Annotated in this window: 20 protein-coding genes and 1 pseudogene; 18 read left to right on the top strand and 3 right to left on the bottom strand. The window is 62.6% G+C overall.

The features are described 5' to 3' along the window. The 3 genes from trmD to QZ460_RS04710 form a co-directional block, all read right to left on the bottom strand. Positions 1–678, bottom strand: coding sequence for a tRNA (guanosine(37)-N1)-methyltransferase TrmD (gene trmD / locus QZ460_RS04720; protein ID WP_290540433.1), 678 nt, complete (start codon positions 676–678; stop codon positions 1–3). Beyond that, entirely contained in the window at positions 668–1,399 is a 732-nt protein-coding gene (locus QZ460_RS04715; protein ID WP_290540432.1) for an FkbM family methyltransferase, read from the bottom strand. The genes trmD and QZ460_RS04715 overlap by 11 nt, the downstream gene beginning before the upstream one ends. 67 nt (positions 1,400–1,466) lie before the next feature. After that, a complete protein-coding gene (locus tag QZ460_RS04710) occupies positions 1,467–2,141 on the bottom strand; it encodes an MBL fold metallo-hydrolase (RefSeq protein ID WP_290540431.1) in 675 nt (224 codons plus the stop codon). A 241-nt stretch (positions 2,142–2,382) separates the two neighbouring features. On the opposite strand from QZ460_RS04710, the gene QZ460_RS04705 reads away from it, so the two are divergent. The 18 genes and pseudogenes from QZ460_RS04705 (at position 2,383) to ftsZ (ending at position 24,509) form a co-directional block, all read left to right on the top strand. Next, positions 2,383–3,525: a hypothetical protein gene (locus QZ460_RS04705; RefSeq protein WP_290540430.1), complete on the top strand. Its 1,143-nt coding sequence runs from the start codon at positions 2,383–2,385 to the stop codon at positions 3,523–3,525. Between the two features lie 117 nt (positions 3,526–3,642). Next, complete coding sequence (gene rlmD, locus QZ460_RS04700) at positions 3,643–5,052, top strand: 23S rRNA (uracil(1939)-C(5))-methyltransferase RlmD (protein ID WP_290540429.1); 1,410 nt, start codon at positions 3,643–3,645, stop codon at positions 5,050–5,052. Between the two features lie 244 nt (positions 5,053–5,296). After that, entirely contained in the window at positions 5,297–5,989 is a 693-nt protein-coding gene (locus QZ460_RS04695; protein ID WP_290540428.1) for an SIMPL domain-containing protein, read from the top strand. Between the two features lie 365 nt (positions 5,990–6,354). Continuing rightward, on the top strand, positions 6,355–6,810 hold the full coding sequence (locus QZ460_RS04690; RefSeq protein ID WP_290540427.1) for a cytidine deaminase: 456 nt from the start codon (positions 6,355–6,357) through the stop codon (positions 6,808–6,810). 9 nt (positions 6,811–6,819) lie between these two features. Next, positions 6,820–7,506, top strand: a complete 687-nt coding sequence (locus tag QZ460_RS04685) for an RluA family pseudouridine synthase (RefSeq protein WP_290540426.1) — start codon at positions 6,820–6,822, stop codon at positions 7,504–7,506. A gap of 10 nt (positions 7,507–7,516) precedes the next feature. Further along, positions 7,517–7,969 carry a D-aminoacyl-tRNA deacylase gene (dtd, locus tag QZ460_RS04680; RefSeq protein ID WP_290540425.1) on the top strand — a complete coding sequence of 151 codons (453 nt, stop codon included), beginning with the start codon at positions 7,517–7,519 and terminating at the stop codon, positions 7,967–7,969. A gap of 20 nt (positions 7,970–7,989) precedes the next feature. Further along, positions 7,990–9,513: a DNA/RNA non-specific endonuclease gene (locus QZ460_RS04675; protein WP_290540424.1), complete on the top strand. Its 1,524-nt coding sequence runs from the start codon at positions 7,990–7,992 to the stop codon at positions 9,511–9,513. A 2-nt stretch (positions 9,514–9,515) separates the two neighbouring features. Continuing rightward, positions 9,516–10,487 carry a TIGR01212 family radical SAM protein gene (locus tag QZ460_RS04670; protein ID WP_290540423.1) on the top strand — a complete coding sequence of 324 codons (972 nt, stop codon included), beginning with the start codon at positions 9,516–9,518 and terminating at the stop codon, positions 10,485–10,487. An 89-nt stretch (positions 10,488–10,576) separates the two neighbouring features. Continuing rightward, positions 10,577–11,470, top strand: a complete 894-nt coding sequence (locus tag QZ460_RS04665) for a YitT family protein (RefSeq protein ID WP_290540422.1) — start codon at positions 10,577–10,579, stop codon at positions 11,468–11,470. Further along, entirely contained in the window at positions 11,470–13,728 is a 2,259-nt protein-coding gene (priA, locus tag QZ460_RS04660; protein ID WP_290540421.1) for a primosomal protein N', read from the top strand. The genes QZ460_RS04665 and priA overlap by 1 nt, the downstream gene beginning before the upstream one ends. A 41-nt stretch (positions 13,729–13,769) precedes the next feature. Next, positions 13,770–14,231 carry a ComF family protein gene (locus QZ460_RS04655; protein WP_290540420.1) on the top strand — a complete coding sequence of 154 codons (462 nt, stop codon included), beginning with the start codon at positions 13,770–13,772 and terminating at the stop codon, positions 14,229–14,231. 251 nt (positions 14,232–14,482) lie between these two features. After that, entirely contained in the window at positions 14,483–16,039 is a 1,557-nt protein-coding gene (gene dnaB / locus QZ460_RS04650) for a replicative DNA helicase (RefSeq protein ID WP_290540419.1), read from the top strand. Between the two features lie 2 nt (positions 16,040–16,041). Further along, positions 16,042–17,572 (top strand): annotated as a pseudogene (locus tag QZ460_RS04645) (YifB family Mg chelatase-like AAA ATPase). An 11-nt stretch (positions 17,573–17,583) separates the two neighbouring features. Next, positions 17,584–18,684: an undecaprenyldiphospho-muramoylpentapeptide beta-N-acetylglucosaminyltransferase gene (murG, locus tag QZ460_RS04640; RefSeq protein ID WP_290540418.1), complete on the top strand. Its 1,101-nt coding sequence runs from the start codon at positions 17,584–17,586 to the stop codon at positions 18,682–18,684. Positions 18,685–18,843: 159 nt separating this feature from the next. Then, positions 18,844–20,226, top strand: coding sequence for a UDP-N-acetylmuramate--L-alanine ligase (murC, locus tag QZ460_RS04635; protein WP_290540417.1), 1,383 nt, complete (start codon positions 18,844–18,846; stop codon positions 20,224–20,226). Positions 20,227–20,306: 80 nt separating this feature from the next. Further along, the gene (locus QZ460_RS04630; protein ID WP_290540416.1) at positions 20,307–21,407 is read left to right on the top strand and encodes a hypothetical protein; all 1,101 of its coding nucleotides are present in this window, start codon (positions 20,307–20,309) and stop codon (positions 21,405–21,407) included. Positions 21,408–21,419: 12 nt separating this feature from the next. Further along, positions 21,420–22,895, top strand: coding sequence for a cell division protein FtsA (ftsA, locus tag QZ460_RS04625; protein ID WP_290540415.1), 1,476 nt, complete (start codon positions 21,420–21,422; stop codon positions 22,893–22,895). A 282-nt stretch (positions 22,896–23,177) separates the two neighbouring features. Continuing rightward, positions 23,178–24,509 carry a cell division protein FtsZ gene (ftsZ, locus tag QZ460_RS04620; protein WP_290540414.1) on the top strand — a complete coding sequence of 444 codons (1,332 nt, stop codon included), beginning with the start codon at positions 23,178–23,180 and terminating at the stop codon, positions 24,507–24,509. Positions 24,510–24,524 lie beyond the last annotated feature (15 nt).

Here is a 24,524-nt window from a genome sequence, read left to right as displayed (position 1 = left end):
CTATTCGTTTAAGAGGTCGGGCCTCAGCCGCTTTGTGCGTTCGTAGGCCTGTTCGTCCTGCCATTTTTCGATCTGTGCGAAGTTGCCCGACAGCAGCACGTCGGGGACCCTCCATCCGCGGAACTCCGCCGGACGGGTGTAGACGGGCGGTGCGAGCAGGTTGTCCTGGAACGAGTCCGTGAGGGCTGACGCCTCGTCGCCGATGGCTCCGGGGATGATCCGCACGACCGAGTCGGCGATGATGCAGGCCGCCAGTTCGCCGCCCGTCAGCACATAGTCGCCGATTGATATTTCGCGCGTTACGAGGTGCTCGCGTATGCGGTGGTCGATGCCCTTGTAGTGGCCGCAGAGGATGATGATGTTTTCCAGCGTCGACAGCCGGTTGGCCTCGTGCTGGTCGTAGCGGCAGCCGTCGGGCGAGGTGTAGATGATCTCGTCGTAATGTCTCTCGCTGCGGAGTTTCTCGACCAGTTCGAAGACCGGTTCGCACTTCATGACCATTCCCGCTTCGCCGCCGAAGGGATAGTCGTCGGTGGTCTTGCGGCGGTCGTGGGCGTAGTCGTGCAGGTTGTGGACGACGATCTCCACGAGTCCCTTCTCCTGCGCCCGTTTGAGGATGGATTCGTTGAGCGGGGAGGTCATGAGTTCGGGGACGGAGGATATGATGTCAATGCGCATGTCTGAAAATGATGTCTTTCGTTGTATTTTTCGCCAGCGGGATCTCCTGCCCGCGGTCGAGCGTGTAGCCCGTGTATCCCAGTTCGGTGAAGAGGGCGACGATTTGCGGACGGTTTTCGCCGCCCGTCTCGATCAGCACCGTGGGGCGGTGCCGCTCCAGCAGGGGGCGTATTTCCCGCATCACGACGACCTCGTAGCCCTCGATGTCGCATTTGATGAAGTCGAGACGCTCGAGTTTACCGAACAGCTCGCTGCCGCGGCGCATCTGGGCCGTGAACTCCACGTCGGCCTTGGCACCGTCCTCGTTGACGAAGTTCTGCCCCGTGCCGAAATAGCCCGTTTCGCGGGCCGAGTCGTTGGCCATCGAGATCGGTTTCGACTCCGTGCCCAGGGCGTAGGGGAGTATGTCGGTGTTTCCGCAGCGGCGGAGGTTGCGGCTCAGTACCTTGCGGATCGGAGCCACCGGTTCCACGGCGAAGAGCCTGCCCGTGGGGCCCGCGAGGCGGGAGATCGTGCGGGCATAGTAGCCGAGGTTGGCGCCGATGTCGATGCACGTGTCGCCTGCATGTACCAGTTGCGGCAGGTGGTAGACGTACTCCGTGGCCGGGGCATAGCGTCCGATGCCCAGCCGCTGCCAGAGAAAGAACAGCCGGCTCACGACGCGCAGATAGCCTTCGAGCGGCAGGGTGCGGTAGAGAATCTTGTGGATCAGGGTTTTCACGGGGACGATGGTTGTTGGCGGCACGCGCCGCTCGGGACGGGGCGTGGCGGAATCGGTTTTTCCGGGATTATTCCCGGTTCCTGTAATTCACCTCTTCGTTCAGCACCTCGACGATGAAGGGGTTGTAGAGCGTTTCGTGGCCGATCGTCGATTCGGGGCCGTGGCCGGGGTAGACATGCACTTCGTCGCCCAGCGGCAGCAGGGAGTCGAGGATCGAGCGCATGATCCACGAATAGTCGCCGCCCGGCAGATCCGTGCGGCCGATCGACTCGCGGAAAAGCGTGTCTCCCGTGAAGAGCGATTTCGAGTCGGGTTCGTACAGCGCCACATGGCCGGGGGTGTGTCCGGGGGTGCGGATCACACGCAGGGCGGTCTTCCCGAAGCGGATCTCGGACAGGGTGTCGAGGTCGATGTCCGCCGTGGGCATCGAGCCGACCTTGACTCCGAATACCGAGCCGCTTGTCGCAGCGTTGTCCAGCAGGAACCGGTCCTTCGACGAGAGGGCGAAGGGGATTGCGTAGCTTTGTTTGAGGTGCTCGACACCCAGCGTGTGGTCGAAATGGCCGTGGGTGTTGGCCGCCATGACGGGTTTCAGCCCGTGTTTGGCGATGAAGTTGTCCAGCGCGGCGTCCTCGCGCGGGTTGCTGTTTCCGGCATCGATGACGATGCACTCCCTGGTGTCGTCCCAGACGATGTAGGTATTTTCCTGTATCGGATTGAATTGCAGGCAGGCGATTTTCATAATGATGGCTGTTTTAATGCAGTCGGTTTTGCAAAGATAGTGTTTTTTGCGGGATTTTACCTATCTTTATGACCCAAAACGACCTGATTGCGGGAAAGGGTTTTCTGCACTTTTCGCGGTGCCGGTCCTGCTTCGTGCGGGGATCCCGGCCCGGGCGGGTCGCTGTGTCGCGGGGGGCGCATCCGCGGTGTTGTGGAATCAGGGCGATAATTGTGGTCTCTGACCTGTAAAACGAAGTGTTATGAAGGGATGGATGAAATTGGCGGTCGCGCTTTTCGCTGCGACGGCGTTTGCGGGGTGTTCGCTGCTGAAGGTGGCCGTGGCCACGGGCGACCCTCTGTCGAAGGAGCAGATGAATGTGCGGACCATGACGCGCGGCTTTTACTACGATATGGCCGGCGAGGTGGCCCGTGCTGCCGACTCGATCGTCGCGGCATCGCCCGACGTCGAGGTACGTGTGGCTGCCGTACGGTGGAAAATCCGCGCCACGCGTGCCGGAGTGAGTGCCGCCATGCAGGGAATCCCCGATGTGGCGCTGGCCGACCTGTGGATCCTGTGCCGCCGCATGGCCGAGGATTTCGCCGAGGCGCCCGATTCGCTGCTGTTCGGCCCCCAGAGCGACATTGCCCGCGACGCGGCGCTGCGGCTCGACCGCCGGGTCGGAAGACTCGCCCGGCAGGTGCTTCCGGACGACCGCTATGCGCTGATGGAACGCTTCGTCGCAGATTACCTGCGCGACAACCCCACCTCCGAGGGCGACGAAACCGACAACACGACCCTTGCGTGGCTGGAATACCTCCGGGCGGCCGGCGTCGAACACGGCTATGCCACGGGGTCGATCGCCGAGGTGTTGGCCGACGTCAACGACCGGCTGAGCGGCCAGACCCAGCAGGTGGCCAACAGCGTGAGCTGGTCGAAGGATATTTTCGAGATGCGGCTTCGGCAGGACAGCCTGCGTCAGCAGGTCGGGGCGCAGCTCGATTCGCTGGACCGCAGTTTCAACCGTATCGTGGTCGTCGCCGAGCACCTGCCCGAGATTTCGGACAAGATGCTGGAGGAGCTGACCCGGCAGGCCACGCAGCTCATCTGGACGATGAACGCTTCGGTGGACAATGCGTTTGCCGATTTCGACCGCCAGCGCAGCGAGTTGCAGCTGTATGTCACGCGCGAGCGCGAGGTGCTGGTCGAGCAGCTGCGCACGACGGGCGACGAACTGGTCCGGACGACGCTCGACGCCCTGCCGGGCTTCGTCGGCGAAATCCTGCTCTACATCGTGCTGGCGCTTGCGGTTTTGATCGGCGGGCCCTTCGCACTGGGCTTCTGGCTCGGCGGCGTGCGGGCCAACGCGCGGGCGAAGCGGGCGAAGAACGTGGAACAGGAGTGATCCCGGAGGCTCCGGGGGGCTCTCCGTCCGAATGTTTGCCGGACCGGGAGCAGATTGGATTTGATCCCGTCCGGCTTTTTTGTACCTTTGTGCTCCGAATCCGAATTTATGTCAAGAATGGCACGTAAAAAAGCGAACTATCCCCTGATCGAGGGGCTTGAAATAACGACCCTGGCGGCCGAGGGCAAGGCCATGGGCCGCTGGAACGATGTGGTGGTCTTCGTTCCGCTGACTGTTCCGGGCGACGTGGTCGACGTCCAGATCCGCTCGAAGCGCCGCCGCTTCATGGAGGGCTTCGTGGTCCGCTATGTGAAGCGGTCGCCGTTGCGGTCGGAACCGTTCTGCGAGCATTTCGGCGTCTGCGGCGGCTGCAAGTGGCAGAATCTGCCCTATGGGGAGCAGCTGCGCTTCAAGACCGACCAGGTCCGCGACCAGCTGACGCGTATCGGCAAGATCGAGCTGCCGGAGATCGCCCCCTGCCTCGGTTCGGCGCAGACGCAGTTCTACCGCAACAAACTCGAATTCACGTTTGCCGATCGCCGTTGGCTGACGCGCGAGGAGATCGAGTCTGCGGGCGATATCGGCGATGCTCCGGCCGTGGGATTCCACATCCCCTCGATGTTCGACAAGGTCCTGGACATCCGCAAATGCTGGTTGCAGCCCGATCCCTCGAATGCCATCCGCACCGAGGCCAGATGGTTCTGTGTCGAAAACGGCTATACGTTCCACAACGCCCGCTCGCACGAGGGGCTGATGCGCAACATGATCGTCCGCACGGCCTCGACGGGCGAGGTGATGGTGATCGTGGTCTTCAACAGCGACGACCGGCCGCGCATCACGGCCCTGTTGGACCATCTGGCGGCGACGTTTCGGGAGATCAGTTCGTTGTTCTATATTGTCAATACGAAATACAACGACTCGGTGGGCGACCTCGACCCGGTCTGCTACCGCGGCAAGGACCACATCATCGAGGAGATGGAGGGGCTGCGCTTCAAGGTAGGGCCCAAATCCTTCTATCAGACCAATTCCGCGCAGGCCTACGAACTTTATAAGGTAGCCCGCGATTTTGCCGATCTGAAGCCCGGCGACGTGCTCTACGATCTCTACACCGGAACGGGAACCATCGCCAACTTCTGCGCCGCACGCTGTGCGAGGGTGGTGGGCGTGGAGTATGTCCCCGAGGCCATCGCCGATGCGAAGATCAACTCCGAACTCAACGGCATCGGCAATACGGTCTTCTATGCCGGGGACATGAAGGCGGTGCTCGACGACGAATTTGTGGCCGCGAACGGCCGTCCCGATGTGATCATTCTCGACCCGCCGCGTGCGGGCGTCGACGAACCGGTCATCGATGTCATCCTGCGCGCCGCCCCCGAGCGGATCGTCTACGTGAGCTGCAACCCCGCCACGCAGGCCCGCGATCTGCAGCTGATGGATGCCGCCTACCGCGTCGAGGCCGTGCAGCCCGTCGACATGTTCCCTCACACGCACCATGTGGAGAACGTCGTGAAGCTCGTGCGGCGGTAGGTGACAGGCCTGTGTGGCGCGTGCTGAATCCGGGAGCCGCGTGTCGGTTTTCGGCCGTCGGTGCAACCTTGCAGATTAGCGGCGCGGCGGCCCGAAAAGCGGTCCGCACCCCATCCCGGGCCTGAAAAAAAACTTGTTCCGGAAGCCCGCCTGGGAGCGGGGCGGCACTTTTGTTGTCCGCCGGATGCAGTATTTTCGTTTTTCGGCGTTTTATTTGCAAAGGACACACTTGAAACGAAGTATTATGAAACGATTGATTTTATTGGCGGCGGTGGCTTTTTTGGCCCTCCCCGCGGCAGCGCAGATGCAAGAGGCGTTCCCCAGCTACATCCAGGTGACCGGACGTGCCGAAAAGGAGGTTGCGCCCGACGAATTCTACCTGCAGATCATCATCAACGAACGCGACTCGAAGGGTAAGATTTCGGTCGAAAGCCAGCAGCGCGACATGATCGCCGCGCTCAAACGTGCGGGGGTTGATGTCGAAAAACAGCTCAAGATGGCCAACCTGTCGAGCGAGTTCTTCAAGAAAAAGACCTCGGTGGCTACGGCCAAATACCAGCTGCTGCTGGGTTCCTCGGCGATGGTCTCCAAGGTGTGGCAGGTGCTGGACGGACTGGGCATTTCGAACGTCTCGATTCTGAAGGTTACGCATTCGAAAATCGAACAGTATAAGTCCGAGGTGCGTGTCGAGGCGATGCAGGATGCCCGTCAGAGTGCCGCGACACTGGCCGAAGCCGTCGGGCAGAAGATCGGGAAATGCTTCTACATCTACGACTCGAACAACAACATGATGCCTGTTTTTTACGACAACATGGCCGTGATGCGCGGCAGCAAGATGCTGGGGGGTGCCACCGAAGACGCTGTGGAGGATGAGCCGCTCGATTTCAAGACCATCCGGCTGCAGTACAACGTGCAGGCGAAGTTCGTGCTCGAATAAGAAGATCCGCGCTTCTCGCGGGAGCCTTTTGCAACGACTGGTCCGGACCGAACGGGAAACAGGCTTGTAAGCCCCCGTCCGGCCCGGACTTTTTGCCCCTCCCCGGCAACCTCCCCCGGCTCTGCTCTCCCGGTCAACCTTCCCCGGCTCTGCTTTCCCGGCCCGGCTGATCCTTCGCGGGCCTCATTCCCCTCCTCCCGCACCGCCACTGCCGCCGAAGGTTTTTCTTGTTTTTTGGCCTTAAGGTTTTGTAAATGAATTAATTCGTCCGAATCGGGCGCAGGGCGATTGAAAAAACGATTCGGTGATTGATTTTTGAAAATTTTCGTATCTTTGTAATTCACCCCTGTAAAAAAGGAGGAATTATGGAAAAGCAGTTTTGTTTCGATTACGAACATTATGCGGCGCTGTCGGAGCTTTCCGAAGCCGACCGCAGGCTGGTTGCCGAGGCCGAACGGGCCACGGCCAATGCACATGCCCCCTATTCGAATTTCCACGTAGGCGCCGCCGCGCGTCTGCGTAGCGGTAAAATACTCTATGGCAGTAATTTCGAAAGCGAAGTCTATCCCGCGGGACTCTGCGCCGAGCGGTCGCTGATGTTTTACGCCCAGGCCAATTATGCCGACGATCCGATCGAGGCGATGGCCATTGCCTCGAATCCCTCGGAGCGCGAATGCTATCCCTGCGGCCAGTGCCGGCAGGTGATGGTCGACGTCGAGCGCCGCCAGGGATCCCCGATGCGGGTGCTGATGAGCGGTCACGGTACGGTTACGGCGGTCGATTCGGCCTCCAGGCTGCTGCCCTTCACCTTTATTCTGTAATTTCGGAAGATGTTCAACCCGGACGATATTCTCTACGAAGACAACCACCTGCTGATCGTCAACAAGCACTGCGGCGATCTGGTGCAGCCCGATCCGTCGGGCGAGAGCGCCCTCGAAGATCAGATCAAGGCCTTTATCAAACGGCGCGACGCCAAGCCCGGCGAGGTATTCCTCGGCGTGGTGCATCGCATCGACCGCCCGGTGAGCGGAGTCGTGCTTTTCGCCAAGACGTCGAAGGCTCTGGTCCGTCTGAACGCGATGATCCGTGAAGGCCGCATCCATAAGACATACTGGGCGCTGACCGAAGCCACTCCCGACCCCGAGAGCGGCGAATTGCGCCACTATATCCTGCGCGACGGCAAAACCAACCGTTCGCGGGCCTGCGACGCCCCGAAGGGCGATGCCAAGGAGGCGCGCCTGCGCTATACGACGCTCGGAGCGGGTACAAACTACACGCTGGTCGAGGTCGAACTGCTCACCGGCCGTCACCATCAGATCCGCGCCCAGCTCTCGAAGATCGGATGCCCGATCCGCGGCGATCTGAAATACGGCGCCCGGCGCTCCCTGCCCGGGGGCGGCATTTCGCTCCACTCGCGCCGCGTCGAGTTCGAGCACCCCGTGCGTCGCGAACCCCTCTCGGTCACGGCTCCGGTGCCTGCGGGCGACAACCTGTGGGCCTATTTCGAAAATCTCTGAATCTCCGGCCATGCGAGTGCTTGTTCAGCGTGTACAACACGCTTCCGTCGCCATCGGCGGCGATCTCCGCTCCCGGATCGGGGCAGGACTGCTGGTTCTGCTCGGCGTCGGATGTGACGACGGCGACGAGGACATCGAGTACCTCGCCGGAAAACTCGTGCGTCTGCGCATCTTCGACGATGCGGCGGGCGTCATGAACCTCGACGTCGTGCAGACGGGCGGCGAAATTCTGATCGTGAGTCAGTTCACGCTGCAGGCCTCGACCCGCAAGGGCAACCGCCCGAGTTATGTCAAGGCGGCTCCCGAGGCCGTTTCTCGGCCGCTCTACGAACGATTTACGGCGCGGGTCGCCGAACTGCTCGGCCGTGGGGTCGCCACGGGCGAATTCGGTGCCGACATGCAGGTTTCGCTGGTCAACGACGGACCGGTGACGATCTGGATGGACTCGAAAAACAAGGAATAACATATTTTTTACAGATCCAAATGAAGAAAATTTTTGCGTTTCTCCTTCTGGGCCTTACCGTGGCCTTCGCCTCCTGCGAGGATGAAAAGACGGGGCCCGGAACCGACTGGTTCCTGACGCCTGTGGCCGAGGTCAACGGCACGACGGCAGAGCTGAACTGCCAAACTCGTTTCGGCGAGGGTGTGCTCGAAACCATGGGCGTGGGATTTTCCTATGCCGCCATTTCCGGTGATAAAGTCGGCTCGTTCGTCGATGCGACGGGCTCCATTGTCGGCGCTGCCGGCATCGGAGCCACGCTGACCGGACTCCAGCCCGAAACGGACTACCTGGTTTTCGCCTATGTCGACCTGTCGACCGGCCGCATTCAGAGCCGTGGCGCGACCTTCAGAACCGGGCAGGGCGACATGCCTGCTCCCACTCCCGGCCAGCCGGCTTTCGGGACTCCCGTGGCGTCGGGCGTGACCCAAACCGGGGCAAAGCTGAGCTGTACGTTCAATTTTGACAATACGGCCGACCATAAGGTCTATTTCCGGTATAAGCCGGCTTCGTCGGGCAGCCATGCCCGGGCGGACGTTTCGGCGGGAACGGGAACCAAGACGGCGGACCTGACCGGCCTGACGCCCGGCACGACCTACGAATTTGCGCTCTGCGCCGAGTGGAACGGACAAACCTACACCAGCGCCGCGGCGACCTTCACCACCTTGTCGGACGGCGGCGGCAGCGGAAATGCGGGCTCGGCGAAATATTCGGGATGGCCCGAACTGCTTCCGGAGGACAAGTCGAACAGCGACTATCATTACGCCTACCACATCTGCTCCGATCTTTCGGTCGGCGGCCACAAGGCGCGCAACTATGCGGTCTGCTTCAGCGCCAAGCACCACTGCCCCGTCTGGGTGGCTGCGCCGCGTCATGCCTGCTACGAGGGCGGAGCCAATCGCACGAATGCCTATGCCAAGGACCCGATCATTCTCTCCAGCATCCAGTATAACAGCAAGTCGACGGGCGGCGGCTGCAACAAGGGCCACATGCTCGGTTCTGCCGAACGCACCTATTCCACGGCCATCAATCGGCAGGTTTTCTATTATACCAATATCGCTCCGCAGTACTCTTCGGGATTCAACACCGGCGGCGGCGGATGGAATACGCTCGAGGACTGGATCGACAACAAGGTCTGCCGCGATACGACCTATCTGGTCATCGGCACATACTTCGAGCCCTATACCGACGGCTACGGGGTGTCGGCTTCGCCCCGGAAAATCGAGTTCGGCGGCCGTTCGGACGTGTCGTGCCCCACGATGTTCTACATCGCCGTATTGCGCACCAAGCGGGGCGATACCGGCAAATCGGTGCTGAACTGTTCGGCCGACGAACTGATGTGCGCAGCCTTTGTGCGGGCACACAGCAACAGACTCAAGGGGCAGCAGGTGACATCGCGGGAGATGATGTCGATCTCGGACCTCGAAAAACTCACCGGGCACAGCTTCTTTACCAACGTGCCCAATGCACCGAAGGCAACCTTCAAGGCTTCGGACTGGGGCTTGTAGCTATGATCTACCCGTGGGGCGATACGAGGCGGTTCAACTCCTATGCGGGCTATTTCCGTCGTCTGTTCGGCTGCCGGGTGCAGAAACTTTCCGTCGATGCGGGCTTCACCTGCCCCAACCGCGACGGGACGGTCGGAGAGGGAGGGTGTACGTTCTGTAACAACGGGGCGTTCACCCCTTCCTATTGCATGCCCTCGAAGAGCGTCGGACAGCAGCTTGCCGAGGGCATCGAATTCCACCGCAACCGCTACCGTTCGGCGCAGCGCTACCTGGTCTATTTCCAGTCCTTTTCCAACACCTATGCCCCGCTGGAACGGCTGAAGACGCTTTACGGAGAGGCCCTCGCGCACCCCGACGTTGCGGGCATCGTCGTCGGCACACGCCCCGACTGCATCGACGGGCGCAAGCTCGACTACTTCGCGGAGCTGGCCCGCGATCGGTATGTGGCTCTCGAATACGGCATCGAGTCGACCTTCGACGCCACGCTCCGGGCCGTCAACCGGGGCCACGACTTCGCATGTGCCCGCCGTGCCGTGGAGATGAGTGCCGCGAGGGGCCTGCACGTCGGGGCGCACTTCATCCTCGGGCTTCCGGGCGAGACCGACGCGATGCTGCTCGACCAGGTGGAGCAGATCAACTCGCTGCCGCTCACGACCGTGAAGTTCCATCAGCTGCAGGTTTTCCGCGGCACGCCGATGGCCGCCGAGTACGACGCCTCGCCGGAGCATTTCCGCTTCTGGGAGCTGGAGGAGTACATCGACCTGTTCGTCGAAATCCTCCGGCGGCTGCGTCCCGACGTGGTTGTCGAACGTTTCGCCTCGGAGGCTCCGCCGCGCTACCATTATGGCCGCAACTGGGGTCTGGTGCGCAACGAGCAGCTGCTTGCAAAACTTGAAAAAAGATTGGAGGAACGCAATGCATACCAAGGCGAAATTTTTACTACCTTTGCCGCAGACAAACTTCGGCAGAGGTAGGTTGCGCCTCGGCAGATCGCGGGTCTTCCCGGCTCTGCATCCGGCCTGCACCGCCTTTGCGGAGGCAAACCCCGAATAACCCCTTCGTTATGAAATCCATCAATCCCGACATTGTGCTCAAACCCGTCAAGGAGTATTTCCTGATGGCCGCCGGTATGCTGATGTACTCTTTCGGCTGGATCGGCTGCATCCTCCCGTCCGGAGGTGTTGGCGGCGGCGCCGCAGGTCTGTCACTCGTCCTGTGCAATGCGCTCTCGGTGGCGGGAATCGACCTTCAGGTCGGCACGATGGTCTTCATCATCAATGCCATCCTGCTGCTGGTCTCCGGATTTATCGTGGGTTGGAACTTCGGCCTCAAGACCATCTTCTGCGTGGTGATCATCTCCGTGGGCATGAACTTCTGGCAGGAGGTGCTTCCCGAGGGCAACTTCCTCGGGGTCGACAACCTGCTGGCCATTGTCATGGGCGGCATCCTGGCCGGTGCCGGCATCGCGCTCTGCTTTTCGCAGGGCGGCTCGACGGGCGGCACGGACATCGTGGCCATGATCATCAACAAGTACCGCACGGTCAGCTACGGCAAAATCCTCATCTACTCCGATTTCTTCATCATCGCTTCGGCCCTGCTGGTGGGCATGGGCATCAGCGCCGTGATTTACGGCTATGTGATGACGGCCGTCGTAGGCTATACGGTCGATATGATCATGGCCGGAAACCAGCAGTCGAGCCAGGTCTTCATCGTCACGCACGACTACGAGAAAATGGCCCAGGCCATCGTCGAGAACGTCCACCGCGGGGTGACGCTCATCGACTCGCAGGGGTGGTATTCGAAACAGGAGTCCAAAATCGTCATGGTGGTCTGCCGCAAGCGTGAGACCTCGATGATCCTCAAATTTGTCAAGACGATCGATCCCGATGCCTTCATGACCGTCGGGTCGGTCATGGGAGTCTACGGGAAGGGATTCCAGACAATCGGGAAGGGCTGATGCCACTCTACGCCGATATCGTCCTTCCGCTGGCGCAACCCGTCTATACGTTTGCCGTGCCCGAAGATTGGGCCGTTGTGGCGGGTCAGGCCGTTGCGGTGCAGTTCGGCGCACGCAAATTCTATACGGGCATCGTGTGGCGGGTCCACGACCGCTGTCCCGCAGTCAAAACCGTCAAATCGATCCAGCGCGTGCTCTACGACACGCCTCTGCTCTCGGCGCAGCAGATGGCGCTGTGGGAGTGGATCTCCTCGTATTACATGTGTTCCCTGGGCGAGGTGATGCGCGTGGCGCTTCCCGCGCTGCTGAAGCCTTCGGGTAACACGGAGGAGGAGTTTTCCGAAGAGGAGTTCCGTCCCCGTACCGAGTGCTATGTGGCTCTGGCTGCCGAACTCCACGACGAAGGCCGTTTTCATGAAGTCTGCGAGAAAATCGAGCGGCGCGCCCCGAAACAATACGAGGCACTGCTCGAGCTGGCCACGGTCGGCGATGAGACGCGCATTGCGACGGGCGAGGTGGCCCGTCGTCTGCTCCGGGCCGATTATGCCGTGCTGCATGCCCTCGAGCGCAAGAAATACATCGTCTGCACGCAGCGCGAACGTTCGGTCGAGCGCGGCGGATCGGCCTTCCGCCTTCCGGAGCTGACCGAGCACCAGCAGACGGCGCTGAACTCCCTGCGCGAACAGTTCGCCACCGGAAAAACCACCGCTCTGTTGCAGGGCGTCACCGGTTCGGGCAAGACCGAGGTTTACATCCATCTGATCGCCGAGGTGCTTGCGCGCGGGGGCGACGTGCTGCTGCTCGTGCCGGAAATCGCCCTTACGGCCCAGCTGATCGAGCGCATGGAGCGCATCTTCGGCAGCCGCGTCACTCCCTACCATTCCAAACTCACCAACCGCCGCCGCACGGAGACCTGCCTGCGGCTGAACCGCTCCGAAGGGGGCGAGTTCGTCGTCGGCGTGCGGTCGTCGGTCTTCCTGCCGCTGAAGCATTTGCAGCTGATTGTCGTAGACGAGGAGCACGACGCCAGCTACAAGCAGACGGATCCTGCGCCGCGCTACAACGCCCGCGACTGTGCCGTGGTCATGGCGCGCCTGACGGGGGGTCGGACACTGCTGGGCAGCGCCACGCCGTCGCTCGAGACGTGGCTCAACGCCGTGTCGGGCAAATACGGGCGTGCGGAGCTGACCGAACGTTACGGCGACGCATGCCCGCCCGCGATCCTTGTTTCCGACACCCTGCGTGCCGCCCGCCGCGGCGAGCGCAAGGCCCATTTCAACAAACTCCTGCTGGACCGGATCGGCGAGACCCTCGACCGGGGCGGACAGGTGATGCTGTTCCAGAACCGCCGCGGTTTTTCGCCCTATGTTGCGTGCTCCGAGTGCGGTTGGACGGCCCGCTGTCCCCACTGCAACGTGACGCTGACCTACCACAAGGGCGGGCGGAAACTCGTCTGCCACTACTGCGGTCATACGGAGGATGTCCCGGCGAAGTGCCCTTCGTGCAAGGTCACCGACGTCATCCCGATGGGTTTCGGGACCGAGAAGGTCGAGGAGGAGATCGCCCGGATCTTTCCCGAAGCGCGGGTTGCCCGTTTGGACCGGGACAGTGTGACCTCCGAGAAGGCGTTCAGCGCCATCATCGCCGATTTCGAGGCCCGCCGGACCGATATCCTGGTCGGCACGCAGATGATCACCAAGGGATTCGACTTTGCGGGGGTGTCGCTCGTCGGCATCCTCAATGCCGACAACCTGCTGAACAACCCCGATTTCCGGGCTGCTGAACGGGCCTTCCAGCTGATGATGCAGGTGGCGGGGCGTGCCGGACGGCGCGGCGACGGGGGTGAGGTGGTGATCCAGACCTCCGAACCGGGACATCCCGTGATCCGGCAGGTCGCGGCTGGCGATTTCGAGGGGATGGCCCGCGCACAGCTTGCCGAACGCCAGGCCTTTTTCTATCCGCCCTATGCGCGGCTCACGTCGCTCACGCTGCGCCACCGCGATCCCGCGGTGCTCCGCAACGGCGTCCTGGAGCTCGCCGCGCGGCTGCGCACCCGTTTCGGACGCCGCCTGCTGGGCCCCATGACCCCTCCCGTCGACCGCATCCGCGGCGAATACCTCGTGGCCCTGCTGCTGAAAATCGAGAGCGGCGCCTCCTCGGCCCGTGCCCGTGAACTGCTTTCGGCCGAGTTGAAAACCTTTGCCGGAAATCCGGCGTTCAAGTCGATTACCGTCGTCGTCAATGTCGATCCTCAGTGACCTTGCCCGCGACCTCGTGTCGCTGCTGTTCCCGCCCCGCTGTGCCGTCTGCGGGGAGCCGCTGGCGCACGGCCCGGGCCATGGGCGAGTGGTATGGGCGCTGCCTGCGCGAAAGCGGGCTCTACGACAGCGTGGAGGTGGTTGTGCCGCTGCATCCCTTCAAGCGTTGCCGGAGAGGCTATAACCAATCGGAATACATCGCCGAGGGAATCGCCGCGCAGCTGGGTGTGGCGGTCGACCGGTCCAGCGTCTGCCGCACGCGCAATACCGCCAGCCAGGCCCTCAAACCCCGCCGCGAGCGGGCCGGCAACGTCGAGGGGGCGTTTTCGGTGCGCCGCCCCGAACGGCTCGCCGGGCGGCACGTCCTGCTGGTCGACGACGTGATGACCACGGGCGCCACACTCCTGTCGTGCGCTTCGGCAATCCTGCGCGATGCTCCCGGATGCCGCATCAGCATCGCCGCCCTCGCCGTTTCGCAGCGCGAACTGGGCGTGAAGGAGTAGGTGGCGTCCGAAAAACTTATCAACAGGCGATCGTTCCGGCCGCAGGCCGCACGCTCCTTCCGCAAAAGGCGCCGGGGCGGGGACAGACCCCGAAACGTGGGGAGCCGCCGGGGTGCGGCATCCGGTCCGCTCCGGCATTCGGCGGCGAAAGGGGTGTTATAAACATAGTTTTCGACAAGCCGGGCGAAACCCTCGTTTTGATTTCTCCCTGCTTATGCTTACTTTTGACCTTTGAAAGAATCCGATTATCCATGGCGAAAGATTTTACACCCTCTTCCCGCAACCGGGAAGCCTTCGAGGCGATGACCGATACCGTCGGCAATGTGCCCCCGCAGGCGGTCGAGCTGGAGGAGGCCGTGCTCGGTGCGCTGATGCTTGAGAAGGACTGCATCATCACCGTGCAGGAGTTTGTCTCCCCCGAGGCATTCTATACCGAGGAACACCGCCTGATCTACAAGGCGATCAACGAACTGTCGATGGAGTTGAAACCCATCGACCTCTATACCGTGACCGAGCGGCTCAAGGCCAAGAAGGAGCTGAAGAAGGTGGGCGGTGCTTCATACCTTGCGCAGCTGACCCAGAAGGTCGGCTCGGCGGCCAACGTCGAGTTCCACGCCAAGATCATCGCCCAGAAATACGTGCAGCGCGAGCTGATCCGCTCGGCTACCGAGATTCAGCGGCGCTCGTACGACGAGTCGACCGACGTCACGGAGCTGATCGGTTACGCCGAAGGCGAGATCTTCAAGGTCGCCGAGGGACACGTCAAACGTTCGGTGCAGTCGTCGAAGGACATCCTGGCCCGGGCGCTGATGCAGATCGAGGAGGCGTCGAAGAACACCAGCGCCTTCAGCGGCGTGCCGTCGGGCTTCATGGCCCTGGACCGCGTGACGCTGGGATGGCAGCTCTCCGATTTGATCATCGTTGCCGCGCGTCCCTCGATGGGTAAGACGGCCTTCGTGCTCTCGATGGCCCGCAACATGGCCGTCGACCACGAGCAGGGCGTGGCCTTCTTTTCGCTCGAAATGTCCTCCGTGCAGTTGATGATGCGTCTGATCATCGCCGAGACGGGACTTTCGGGCAACGACGTCAAGTCGGGTCGCCTGACGCCCGAGCAGTGGCGCCACCTCGAATCGGCCACCAAGCCGCTGGGCTCGGCGCCGCTCTTCATCGACGATACTCCGGCCCTTTCGGTCTTCGAGTTCCGCTCGAAGGCCCGGCGTCTGAAGATCCATAACGACATCAAAATCATCATCATCGACTACCTCCAGCTGATGACTGGCAACCAGGATACGAAGGGCAACCGCGAACAGGAGGTGGCCTTCATCTCGCGTACGCTGAAGGCCATCGCCAAGGAGCTGAACGTGCCGATGATCGCCCTTTCGCAGCTGAGCCGTGCCACCGAAATGCGCGGCGGCTCGAAGCGTCCCCAGCTGTCGGACCTCCGCGAGTCGGGTGCCATCGAGCAGGATGCCGACATCGTGGCTTTCATCCACCGTCCGGAGTATTACGGCATCAACCAGGACGAGAACGGCATGCCCACGGCGGGCATGGCCGAGATCATTCTGGCCAAGCACCGTAACGGTGCCGTGTGCGACGTGAACCTGCGCTTCCTGAAGGAGCAGGCCCGTTTCGCCGATGTGGAGGACTCGATGCTGCCGCCCGCACAGGCCGCCGACAGCCAGCAGGCCTACGACGATTATGCCAGCGGTTCGAACAGCCAGCCGGGAATCTCGGGACTGGGTGCGGCCATGGGCGGGGAGTTCGACCTCAACCGCTCGGCGAAAATCGATGACGAAGCCCCTTTTTAGTCATGTTTGTTCGTACATTTGCAGGAGCTGTCGTCGGGATCGACGCCGTGGCTGTGACCGTCGAGGTCAACATCGCCGGCGGCGGTCTGGGCATGTACCTCGTGGGGCTGCCCGACAATGCCGTGAAGGAGAGCGAACAGCGCATCCGGGCGGCGTTCGAAAATTCGGGAGAGCGGATGTCGGGCAAGAAGGTGGTCGTGAGCCTGGCTCCGGCCGATCTGCGCAAGGAGGGCTCGGGTTTCGATCTGCCGATCGCCGTGGGCATCCTCGCGGCGATGGGGCGTATCGACGCCGACGCCGTCGCCGGGACGATGTTCGTCGGCGAGCTGTCGCTCGACGGCTCGCTCAAGCCCGTGCGGGGTGTGTTGCCCGTTGCGGTCCGGGCGCGTTCGGAGGGGCTGCGGCGTGTGGTGCTGCCGGTTGAAAACGCGGCGGAGGCCGCGGTTGTCGACGGAATTGAGGTGATCGGCGCCACGACCTTGCGCCAGGTTGTCGGCTACCTGAACGGCGAGGAGGAGATCGCTCCGGCCGTACCGGCCGACGGGGAGCCCTTCGATGCACTATGCGGAGGATTTCGCCGACGTGCGGGGTCAGACGCATGTGAAACGCGCACTGGAGATCGCTGCGGCGGGAGGGCACAACGTCATCATGATCGGAGCTCTGGGTTCGGGCAAGACGATGCTTGCACGGCGTCTGCCGACGATCCTGCCGCCGCTTTCGCGCGAGGAGGCGCTCGAGACGACCAAGATCCGCTCCGTGGCGGGGAAGGTGGGCGTGACGGGCGGATTGATGACCCGGCGGTCTTTCCGGGCGCCGCACCACCTCACTTCGCAGGTCGCTGTCATCGGCGGCGGGCAGTCGCCCCGTCCGGGCGAGGTGTCGCTGGCCCACAACGGCGTGCTGTTCCTCGACGAACTGCCCGAATTCGGGCGCAGTGTGCTCGAAGTGCTGCGGCAACCGCTGGAGGAGAAGAAGATCGTGGTTTCGCGGGCCAGATACAGCGTCGAATACCCGGCGAATTTTACGCTCGTGGCGGCGATGAATCCCTGCCCGTGCGGCTATTACAACCACCCGACGAAGGAGTGCACCTGTTCTCCGGGGTCGGTGCTCCGCTATATGGGCCGCATCTTGGGTCCGCTGATGGACCGCATCGACCTGCATGTGGAGGTGACGCCCGTGACCCCGCAGAAGTTGTCGACGGCAGCGCCGGGCGAGGCGAGCGCTGCGGTGCGCGAACGGGTCGTCCGGGCGCGTGCGGTGCAGGAGGCGCGTTTGGGCGGTGTCGAGGGGATTCATACCAACTCGATGATGAACAGCGCGATGCTGCGCGAATATTGCCGCCTCGATGCGGCTTCGGGAGCGCTGCTGGAGCGGGCCATGGAGCGGCTGTCGCTCTCGGCACGGGCCTACGACCGGATCCTGAAGGTGGCGCGTACGATTGCCGACCTGGCGGGCCGTGCCGACATCACGCAGGCGGACATCGCCGAGGCGATCAACTACCGGTCGCTCGACCGGGGAAACTGGGGACGTTAAAAAAGTAAAATATGAAGAAGATCATTTTATCGGGCGGCGGCACGGGAGGGCACATCTACCCGGCTGTGGCTGTCGCCGAGGCCCTGAAGCGGCGCTTCGGCGATGAGGTGGAGCTTCTCTTCGTCGGGGCCGAGGGCAAGATGGAGATGGAGAAGGTCCCGGCGCTGGGCTACCGCATCGTGGGTCTGCCGATCGCGGGTCTCCAGCGGCGGCTGGACTGGCACAACCTTGCCTTGCCGTTCAAGGCCGTGAAGAGCATCCGGATGGCGAAGCGAATCATCCGCGACTTCGGGGCCGATGTCGTGGTGGGCTTCGGCGGCTACGCCAGCGCTCCGGTGCTGTGGGCCGCACAGCGAATGGGTGTGCCGACCTTGATTCAGGAGCAGAACTCCTATGCGGGGATGACGAATAAAATCCTTGCAAAGGGCGCACGGCGCATCTGCACAGCCTACGAGGGTATGGAGCGCTTCTTCCCGGCGGCGAAGATCGTACTCACGGGCAACCCCCTGCGGGGCCGATTCTCGAAGGGGGGCGCCGACCGTGCCGAGGCGCTGGAATATTACGGGCTGCAGCCCGATCTGCCGGTGATTCTGGTGGTCGGGGGGTCGCTCGGGACGCGGTCGCTGAACGAGATGATGAAGACATGGATCGTCGGGACGGGTGGCCAGGCCCCCGTGCAGGTGATCTGGCAGACGGGCAAATACTACGAGCGCGAGATGCAGGCCTTCCTGGCCGCGCACCCCGCCCCACACGTCTGGCAGGGGGCTTTCATCGACCGTATGGACTATGCCTACGCCGCAGCCGACCTGGTCGTCTCGCGCAGCGGGGCCGGTACGGTTTCGGAGTTGTGCCTCGTTGCCCGGCCGGTGCTGTTCGTGCCGTCGCCCAATGTGGCCGAGGACCATCAGACCAAAAATGCCCGGGCGCTGGAGGCAAAGGGTGCGGCGGTGGTCGTTTCGGACGCCGAGTGCCGGACGAAGGCGATGCCGCGGGCCTTGGAGCTGCTGGCGGATCGGGAGTCGCTGGCTGCCATGAGCCGCAATCTGGAGGCGCTGGCCAGGCCTGCCGCCGCGGAAGATATCGTCAACGAGATTGTAACGCTGATCGGCTGACGGGCCTCCTCCCGAGGAGCCGGTGACGGTCTGAAAGCCCCGCCCCGCTGATGCGGAGGAGGTTTGGACCCGGGTCGGATGGGCAAATGCGGCGATGCGCCGCGACGGTGCAGCTCCGGCTGCGGATCGGCGATTGAACATATTTGAAGTTTTGGAGCAATGGAATTTAAAAACGTCTATTTTCTGGGTATCGGCGGCATCGGCATGAGCGCCCTGGCGCGCTATTTTCTGCACGAGGGCCGTGCCGTTGCAGGCTACGACCGCACGCCTTCGCCGCTGACCGGCGAACTCGAAGCTGAGGGCGCGGCGATTCACTACGAGGACGATGTGCGGCTGATTCCCGAGGGTTTTCTCGACCCGAAGGAGACGATGGTCGTCTATACCCCGGCTGTTCCGCAGGATCACGGCGAATACCGCTATTTTTGCGACCACGGTTTCTGCGTCGAGAAGCGTTCGCAGATGCTGGGCCATCTTGCGGAGGGTAAATACGTGATGGCCGTGGCGGGCACACACGGCAAGACCACCACTTCGACAATGGTGGCCTGGCTCAACCGTGCCCTCACGGGCGGCGGCTCGGCTTTTCTGGGGGGCATTTCGAAGAATTTCGGCGGCAACCTAGTTCTGGGCGACGGTCGGAGGCTGGCTGTCGAGGCCGACGAGTTCGACCGGTCGTTCCTGCAGTTGTATCCCGATGTGGCGGTGGTCACCTCGGCCGATGCCGACCACCTCGATATCTATGGGACGCACGAGGCGGTGAAGGAGGCCTTCTCGCAGTTCGTGCGGCAGATCCGGCCGGGCGGCTCGCTGATTGTCAAACAGGGGGTCGACATCGTGATCGACAACCCTGAGATCAGCCTCTGGCGCTATTCGTTCGACGAGCCGTGCGATTTCTACGCCCGCAACGTGCAGCTGCTCGAAGGGGGTCATTACCGCTACGACCTGGTGACCCCCTCGGGTACGTTCGAGGGGTGTACGCTGGGCATTCCGGGGTGGGTCAACATCGAAAATGCGGTCGCGGCCGTCGCTTCGGTGTGGTGCGCGGCCCGGGCCGAGGGTGGCAGCCTTGACGGCGACAGCCTGCGCGGGGCGCTGGCCTCGTTTTCGGGGGTGAAACGGCGCTTCGAGTTCTACATCAACACCCCGAAGCAGGTCTATATGGACGACTATGCCCACCATCCGCGCGAGCTGGCCGCGACGCTCACCTCCGTGCGGAAGATGTTCCCCGGGCGGCGGATCACGGCGCTCTTCCAGCCCCACCTCTATACCCGTACGCGCGACCTCCATGCGGAGTTCGCCGAGGCGCTTTCGCTTGCCGACGAAGTGGTGCTGCTGCCGATCTACCCGGCCCGCGAGGAGCCGATTCCGGGTGTCACCTCGGAGATCATCGCCCGACGGGTCGCCGTGCCGTGCCGCATCGTCGACCGCGACCGGCTTGCCGACGAAGTGGCCGCAATGGACTCCGAGGTGGTGATCAGCTTCGGCGCAGGCAATATCGACGCCTGCTGCGGGGCGATCGCCGAGAGGCTCCGGGCAAAAAGCTGACGCTCCGGCGGCTGCCGGGCATCCGGACGCCGCCCGGCGCCGCTGCATGAATTCGCTGAAATGACTGATACCCCGATTCGTTGAACAAATACCTCCGATACACGCTTCTGTCCCTGCTGTGGGGTTCCGTGGCCGCATACATCGTCTTTGCGGCCTCGGCGGTGCGGCGTGTGCGCAATGCGGGCACGGTCGGAAGGGTGGAGATCGAGGTTGTGGACAGCTCTTCGCAGGGGCACCTGGTCTCGGCGGCGATGGTCCGCCAGTGGATTTCGCATGCCGGAATCAAGACTCTCGGCACGGCTGTTGATGCGGTGGACCTGACGGGCATCGAACAACTGATCGCCCGCAACGGATTTGTGGATGAAACCGCCGCCTATGTCTCCTACGGGGGGACGCTGCACATTGAGATCAGTCAGCGCAAGCCTCTGGTGCGCCTGCTGACCGACGGCATGAACGGCTACGTGACGGCCGAAGGCTATGTCTTCGCCGCGCCGCGAGCCTCGTCGCTCTACGTGCCGGTGGTCACCGGCTCGTACCGCCCGCCCTTTCCCGCATCGTACGTGGGGAGCGTGCGCGAGCATATCGACCTGCGCCTCCGGGAGATCGACGGCCGCATCGCCGAACTCGAGCGCGAGAAATACCCTCTCTACCGGCGTGAGCTGGAGAACGACCGCAACATCCTGGCCCTGCGCCGCATGCGCATCAAGCGGCAGTGGTGGCGCCTGGAGGGCTCCGGGGAGTTCGATGCGCGGGTCGACGCGCTGCGGGAGAAGAAGGCCGGACTGCGCCGCACCTACCGCTACCGTGCGGGTGTGATCCGCGCGGAGATCGAGCGTATCACCGAGCTGCAGGAGGCCGAGCGTCGGAAGCAAAAAAAGTTGGAGAAAAGCTACGAAGATTTCATGAAACTCCTTACCTTTGTAGAAACTGTCGAAGACGATGATTTCTGGAGGTCGGAAGTGGTGCAGATCACCGCGAAAACGCCCCCCAGCGGAGCATTGGAGGTCGAACTTACGCCTCGCAGCGGCCGTTTCACCGTGCTTTTCGGCCGGCTGGACGACGTGGAGCGCAAGTTCGACAAACTGTTGCGGTTCTACCGCAGCGGGCTTTCGTCGATCGGTTGGAGCGAATACCGTACTATTGACATCAGATATAACGACCAGGTGGTCTGCAAGAAGTAAAAGGATTATACCGTGGAAAAAAAGAATTATACCGTTGCCGTCGATTTGGGATGTTCGTCGGTCGTGGTGGCCGTTGGAGAGAAGATGCCCGAAGGCCTGCTTGACGTGGCGTGTGTCGTCACGAAGCCCGTCGAGGGAGTCAATGCGGGCCGGATCGAGAATATCGAACTGGTGAGCTGCGCCATCCGCGAGGCCGTGGCGGAGGCCGAGCAGCAGCTCGGAATCCGCATCACGGAGGCGTATGCCGGTATCTCGGGCGATTTCGTGCGCTGTGCGCGCCATACCGACCATGTCTTCGTCTACGATCCCCAGAACGGCGTCAACCAGAAGGACGTCGATGCGCTGTTCGACCGCATGCGCAACGTGCAGGCCCCCGACGACGAGACCATCATGGAGCGAGTGCCCCAGAACTACATGGTCGACGACAGCCAGGAGGTGCGCAATCCCGTGGGTTCGTTCGGCAAGAAACTTTCGTCGACGTTCAACTTCATCCTTTGCCTCAAAACGCCGATGCAGCGGCTCGATATGGCCTTGAAACGCCTCGGCATCAGGATGCTGGGCGTCATGTCCGACGCGCTGGCGACGGCTGAAGCGGTGCTGCTGCCCGATGAGAAGGAGGAGGGTGTGGCCGTGGTCGACGTCGGCGGCGGCGTTACCGACGTGACGGTCTATTACCGCAATGTGGTGCGTTACGTGGCTTCGATCCCGATGGGAGCTTCGGCCATCAACCGCGACATCCGCACGATGAGCGTTCCCGAGAAACACGTCGAGAGCCTCAAGCAGAAATACGGTTCGGCAGTGGCCGAACTGGCCCCCGAGGACAAACTGATCCGCGTCAACGGCCGTACGGCCCGCGAGGCGAAGGATATTTTGCTGCGCAACCTGGCCACGGTGATCGAGGCCCGCGCCACGGACATTGCGGAGTTCGTGCAGCAGGAGATCAAGGATTCGGGATACGCCGGAAAACTGGCCTACGGCATTGTGCTGACGGGCGGTTCGTCCAAACTCAAGGACCTCGACGAGTTGTTCCGCCGCGTGACGGGCATGGACGTGCGTGTCGCCCTCCCCGAGGCGGGAATCACCGAAGAGGCGAAGGAGAAGGTTGCCGATGCCGCTTTCTCGACCGCCGTGGGCATCCTGCTCAAGGGGGCCGAACTGGGCGGCTGCGCAGTCATCGAGCGTTCGACGACTCCGCGTCCCGAGATGCACCGTCCTTTCACGCCGACGCAGCCTGCAGCCGGCGGGTTCAAGGCTCCGCAGCCGCGTGCAGCCCGGCCCTATACGCCTCCCGTCGCGGCTCCGGAACCCGATCCCGGGGTGCAGTCCGGGGCCGAAGCGGCCGAAGCGGCCGGTCAACCGACCGAAGAGCGTGTCGACGAAACTCTGGTGAGCGAGCCCAAGCGCAGCCGCAACTGGGGTGCGATCTTCCAGAAGACCTTCGACAAGATCAACAAGAGTTTCTCGGCCGCCGAGGACGAAGAGATTTAGCCCCGGTCGCCTTGTCGGCCTTCCGGCCGTAACCCCTCCCGGGCGCCGGTTGTGTCGCGACAAAGCGGCTTCGGAACGAGACGGAGGTTTCGGGACGAGACGGAGGCTTCGGAACGAGGAAGCCTTGGAACGAAGGGTCCTGGAAAGAGAAGGGTCCTGGAAAGAGAAGGGGAACTTCTGGAAAAGGTCGGATCCGTCAATGCGGCGGAGAGCCGCGAAAGTACCGCTCTCCCGCGGGAAAAGAGTAATTTTGAGTTGTTTGGATAATTAGGAAATAACGATATGACAGACGAATTGATGTCGGAAATCAAAGTCCCGCGCACGAACGGTTCGATCATCACGGTGGTCGGCGTCGGCGGCGCAGGAGGCAATGCCGTAAACCACATGTGGAACCTCGGGATCAGGGGAGTTACGTTCATGGTCTGCAACACCGACCAGCAGGCGCTCGACAAGAGCCCCGTGGAGCGGAAGATCCGCCTTGGCTCCGAGGGGCTCGGTGCCGGGAACGATCCGGAGAATGGCCGCCGTGCGGCTGTCGAGTCGCTGCCCGAAATCCGCCAGGTGCTCGAGGAGGCCGGCACGAAGATGCTCTTCATCACCGCCGGCATGGGCGGCGGAACCGGCACGGGCGCATCGCCCGTCATTGCCAAGCTGGCCAAGGAGATGGGGCTGCTGACCGTGGCCATCGTCACCTCGCCGCTGGCCGTCGAGGGCAAGATCCGCTACGAACAGGCATTCCGCGGTATCGAGGAGCTGCGGCAGAATACCGATTCGCTGCTGATCATCAACAACGAAAACATCCTGGAGATCTACGGCCGGCTCTCGCTGAAACAGGCTTTCGGCAAGGCCGACGACATCCTGGCCTCCGCGGCCAAGGGCATCGCGGAGATCATCACCGTGGAGAGCGACCTGGTGAACGTCGACTTCGCCGATGTCTCGAAGGTGATGCGCAACAGCGGCCGGGCACATATGGCCGTGGCTACGGCTGACGGCGACAAGCGTGCCGAGGCGGTTGCCGAAGCATCGCTGCGCTCCCCGCTGCTGGACCACAACCTGATTTCGGGAGCCAAGAACATCCTGCTGAATATTTCGGTGTCGGACGCCGATGCCCTGATGTACGAGGAGGTGGTGCAGATTCTGGAGTATATTCAGTCCCACGCCAGCGTGCAGGACGAAAACGGGGTGATCCACAACGCCAACATCATCTGGGGTACGAGCGAGAAGCCGCAGTTGGGCAATTTCATCGAACTGGTGGTCGTTGCCACGGGCTTCGAAGGCGACGTGCAGCAGCCCGGCGCGATGAAGCAGGTCGTCTCCCCGGCCCGCAGTGCCGAGCCGGCCGTCAAGGAGAGCCCCGCCGCAGCTCCCGTGCTGGAGCCGATCAAGCCTCTGCCCCCCAAACCCGCCCAGCGCCAGCCCGAACTGGTGATGCTCGGGGCCAAGCCGACCCGTTACAGCAACATCGACAGCCTGTTGGCCAAACCCGCCTACCAGTCGCGTAACTCGAAGTTCATCGTGCGCGTCCCCGGGAGCCGCAAGGAGGTGCTGAAGGACGATGCGCCCGAAGTTCAGGGGCAGAAGGAGGAGTCGCAGAGCGGCTCGCTATTCGATTAACTAACCGATTTTCAA

The sequence above is a fragment of the Alistipes sp. genome (assembly GCF_020026455.1).
Lineage (GTDB): Bacteria > Bacteroidota > Bacteroidia > Bacteroidales > Rikenellaceae > Alistipes.
This window is presented reverse-complemented; position numbering and strand designations above follow the sequence as displayed.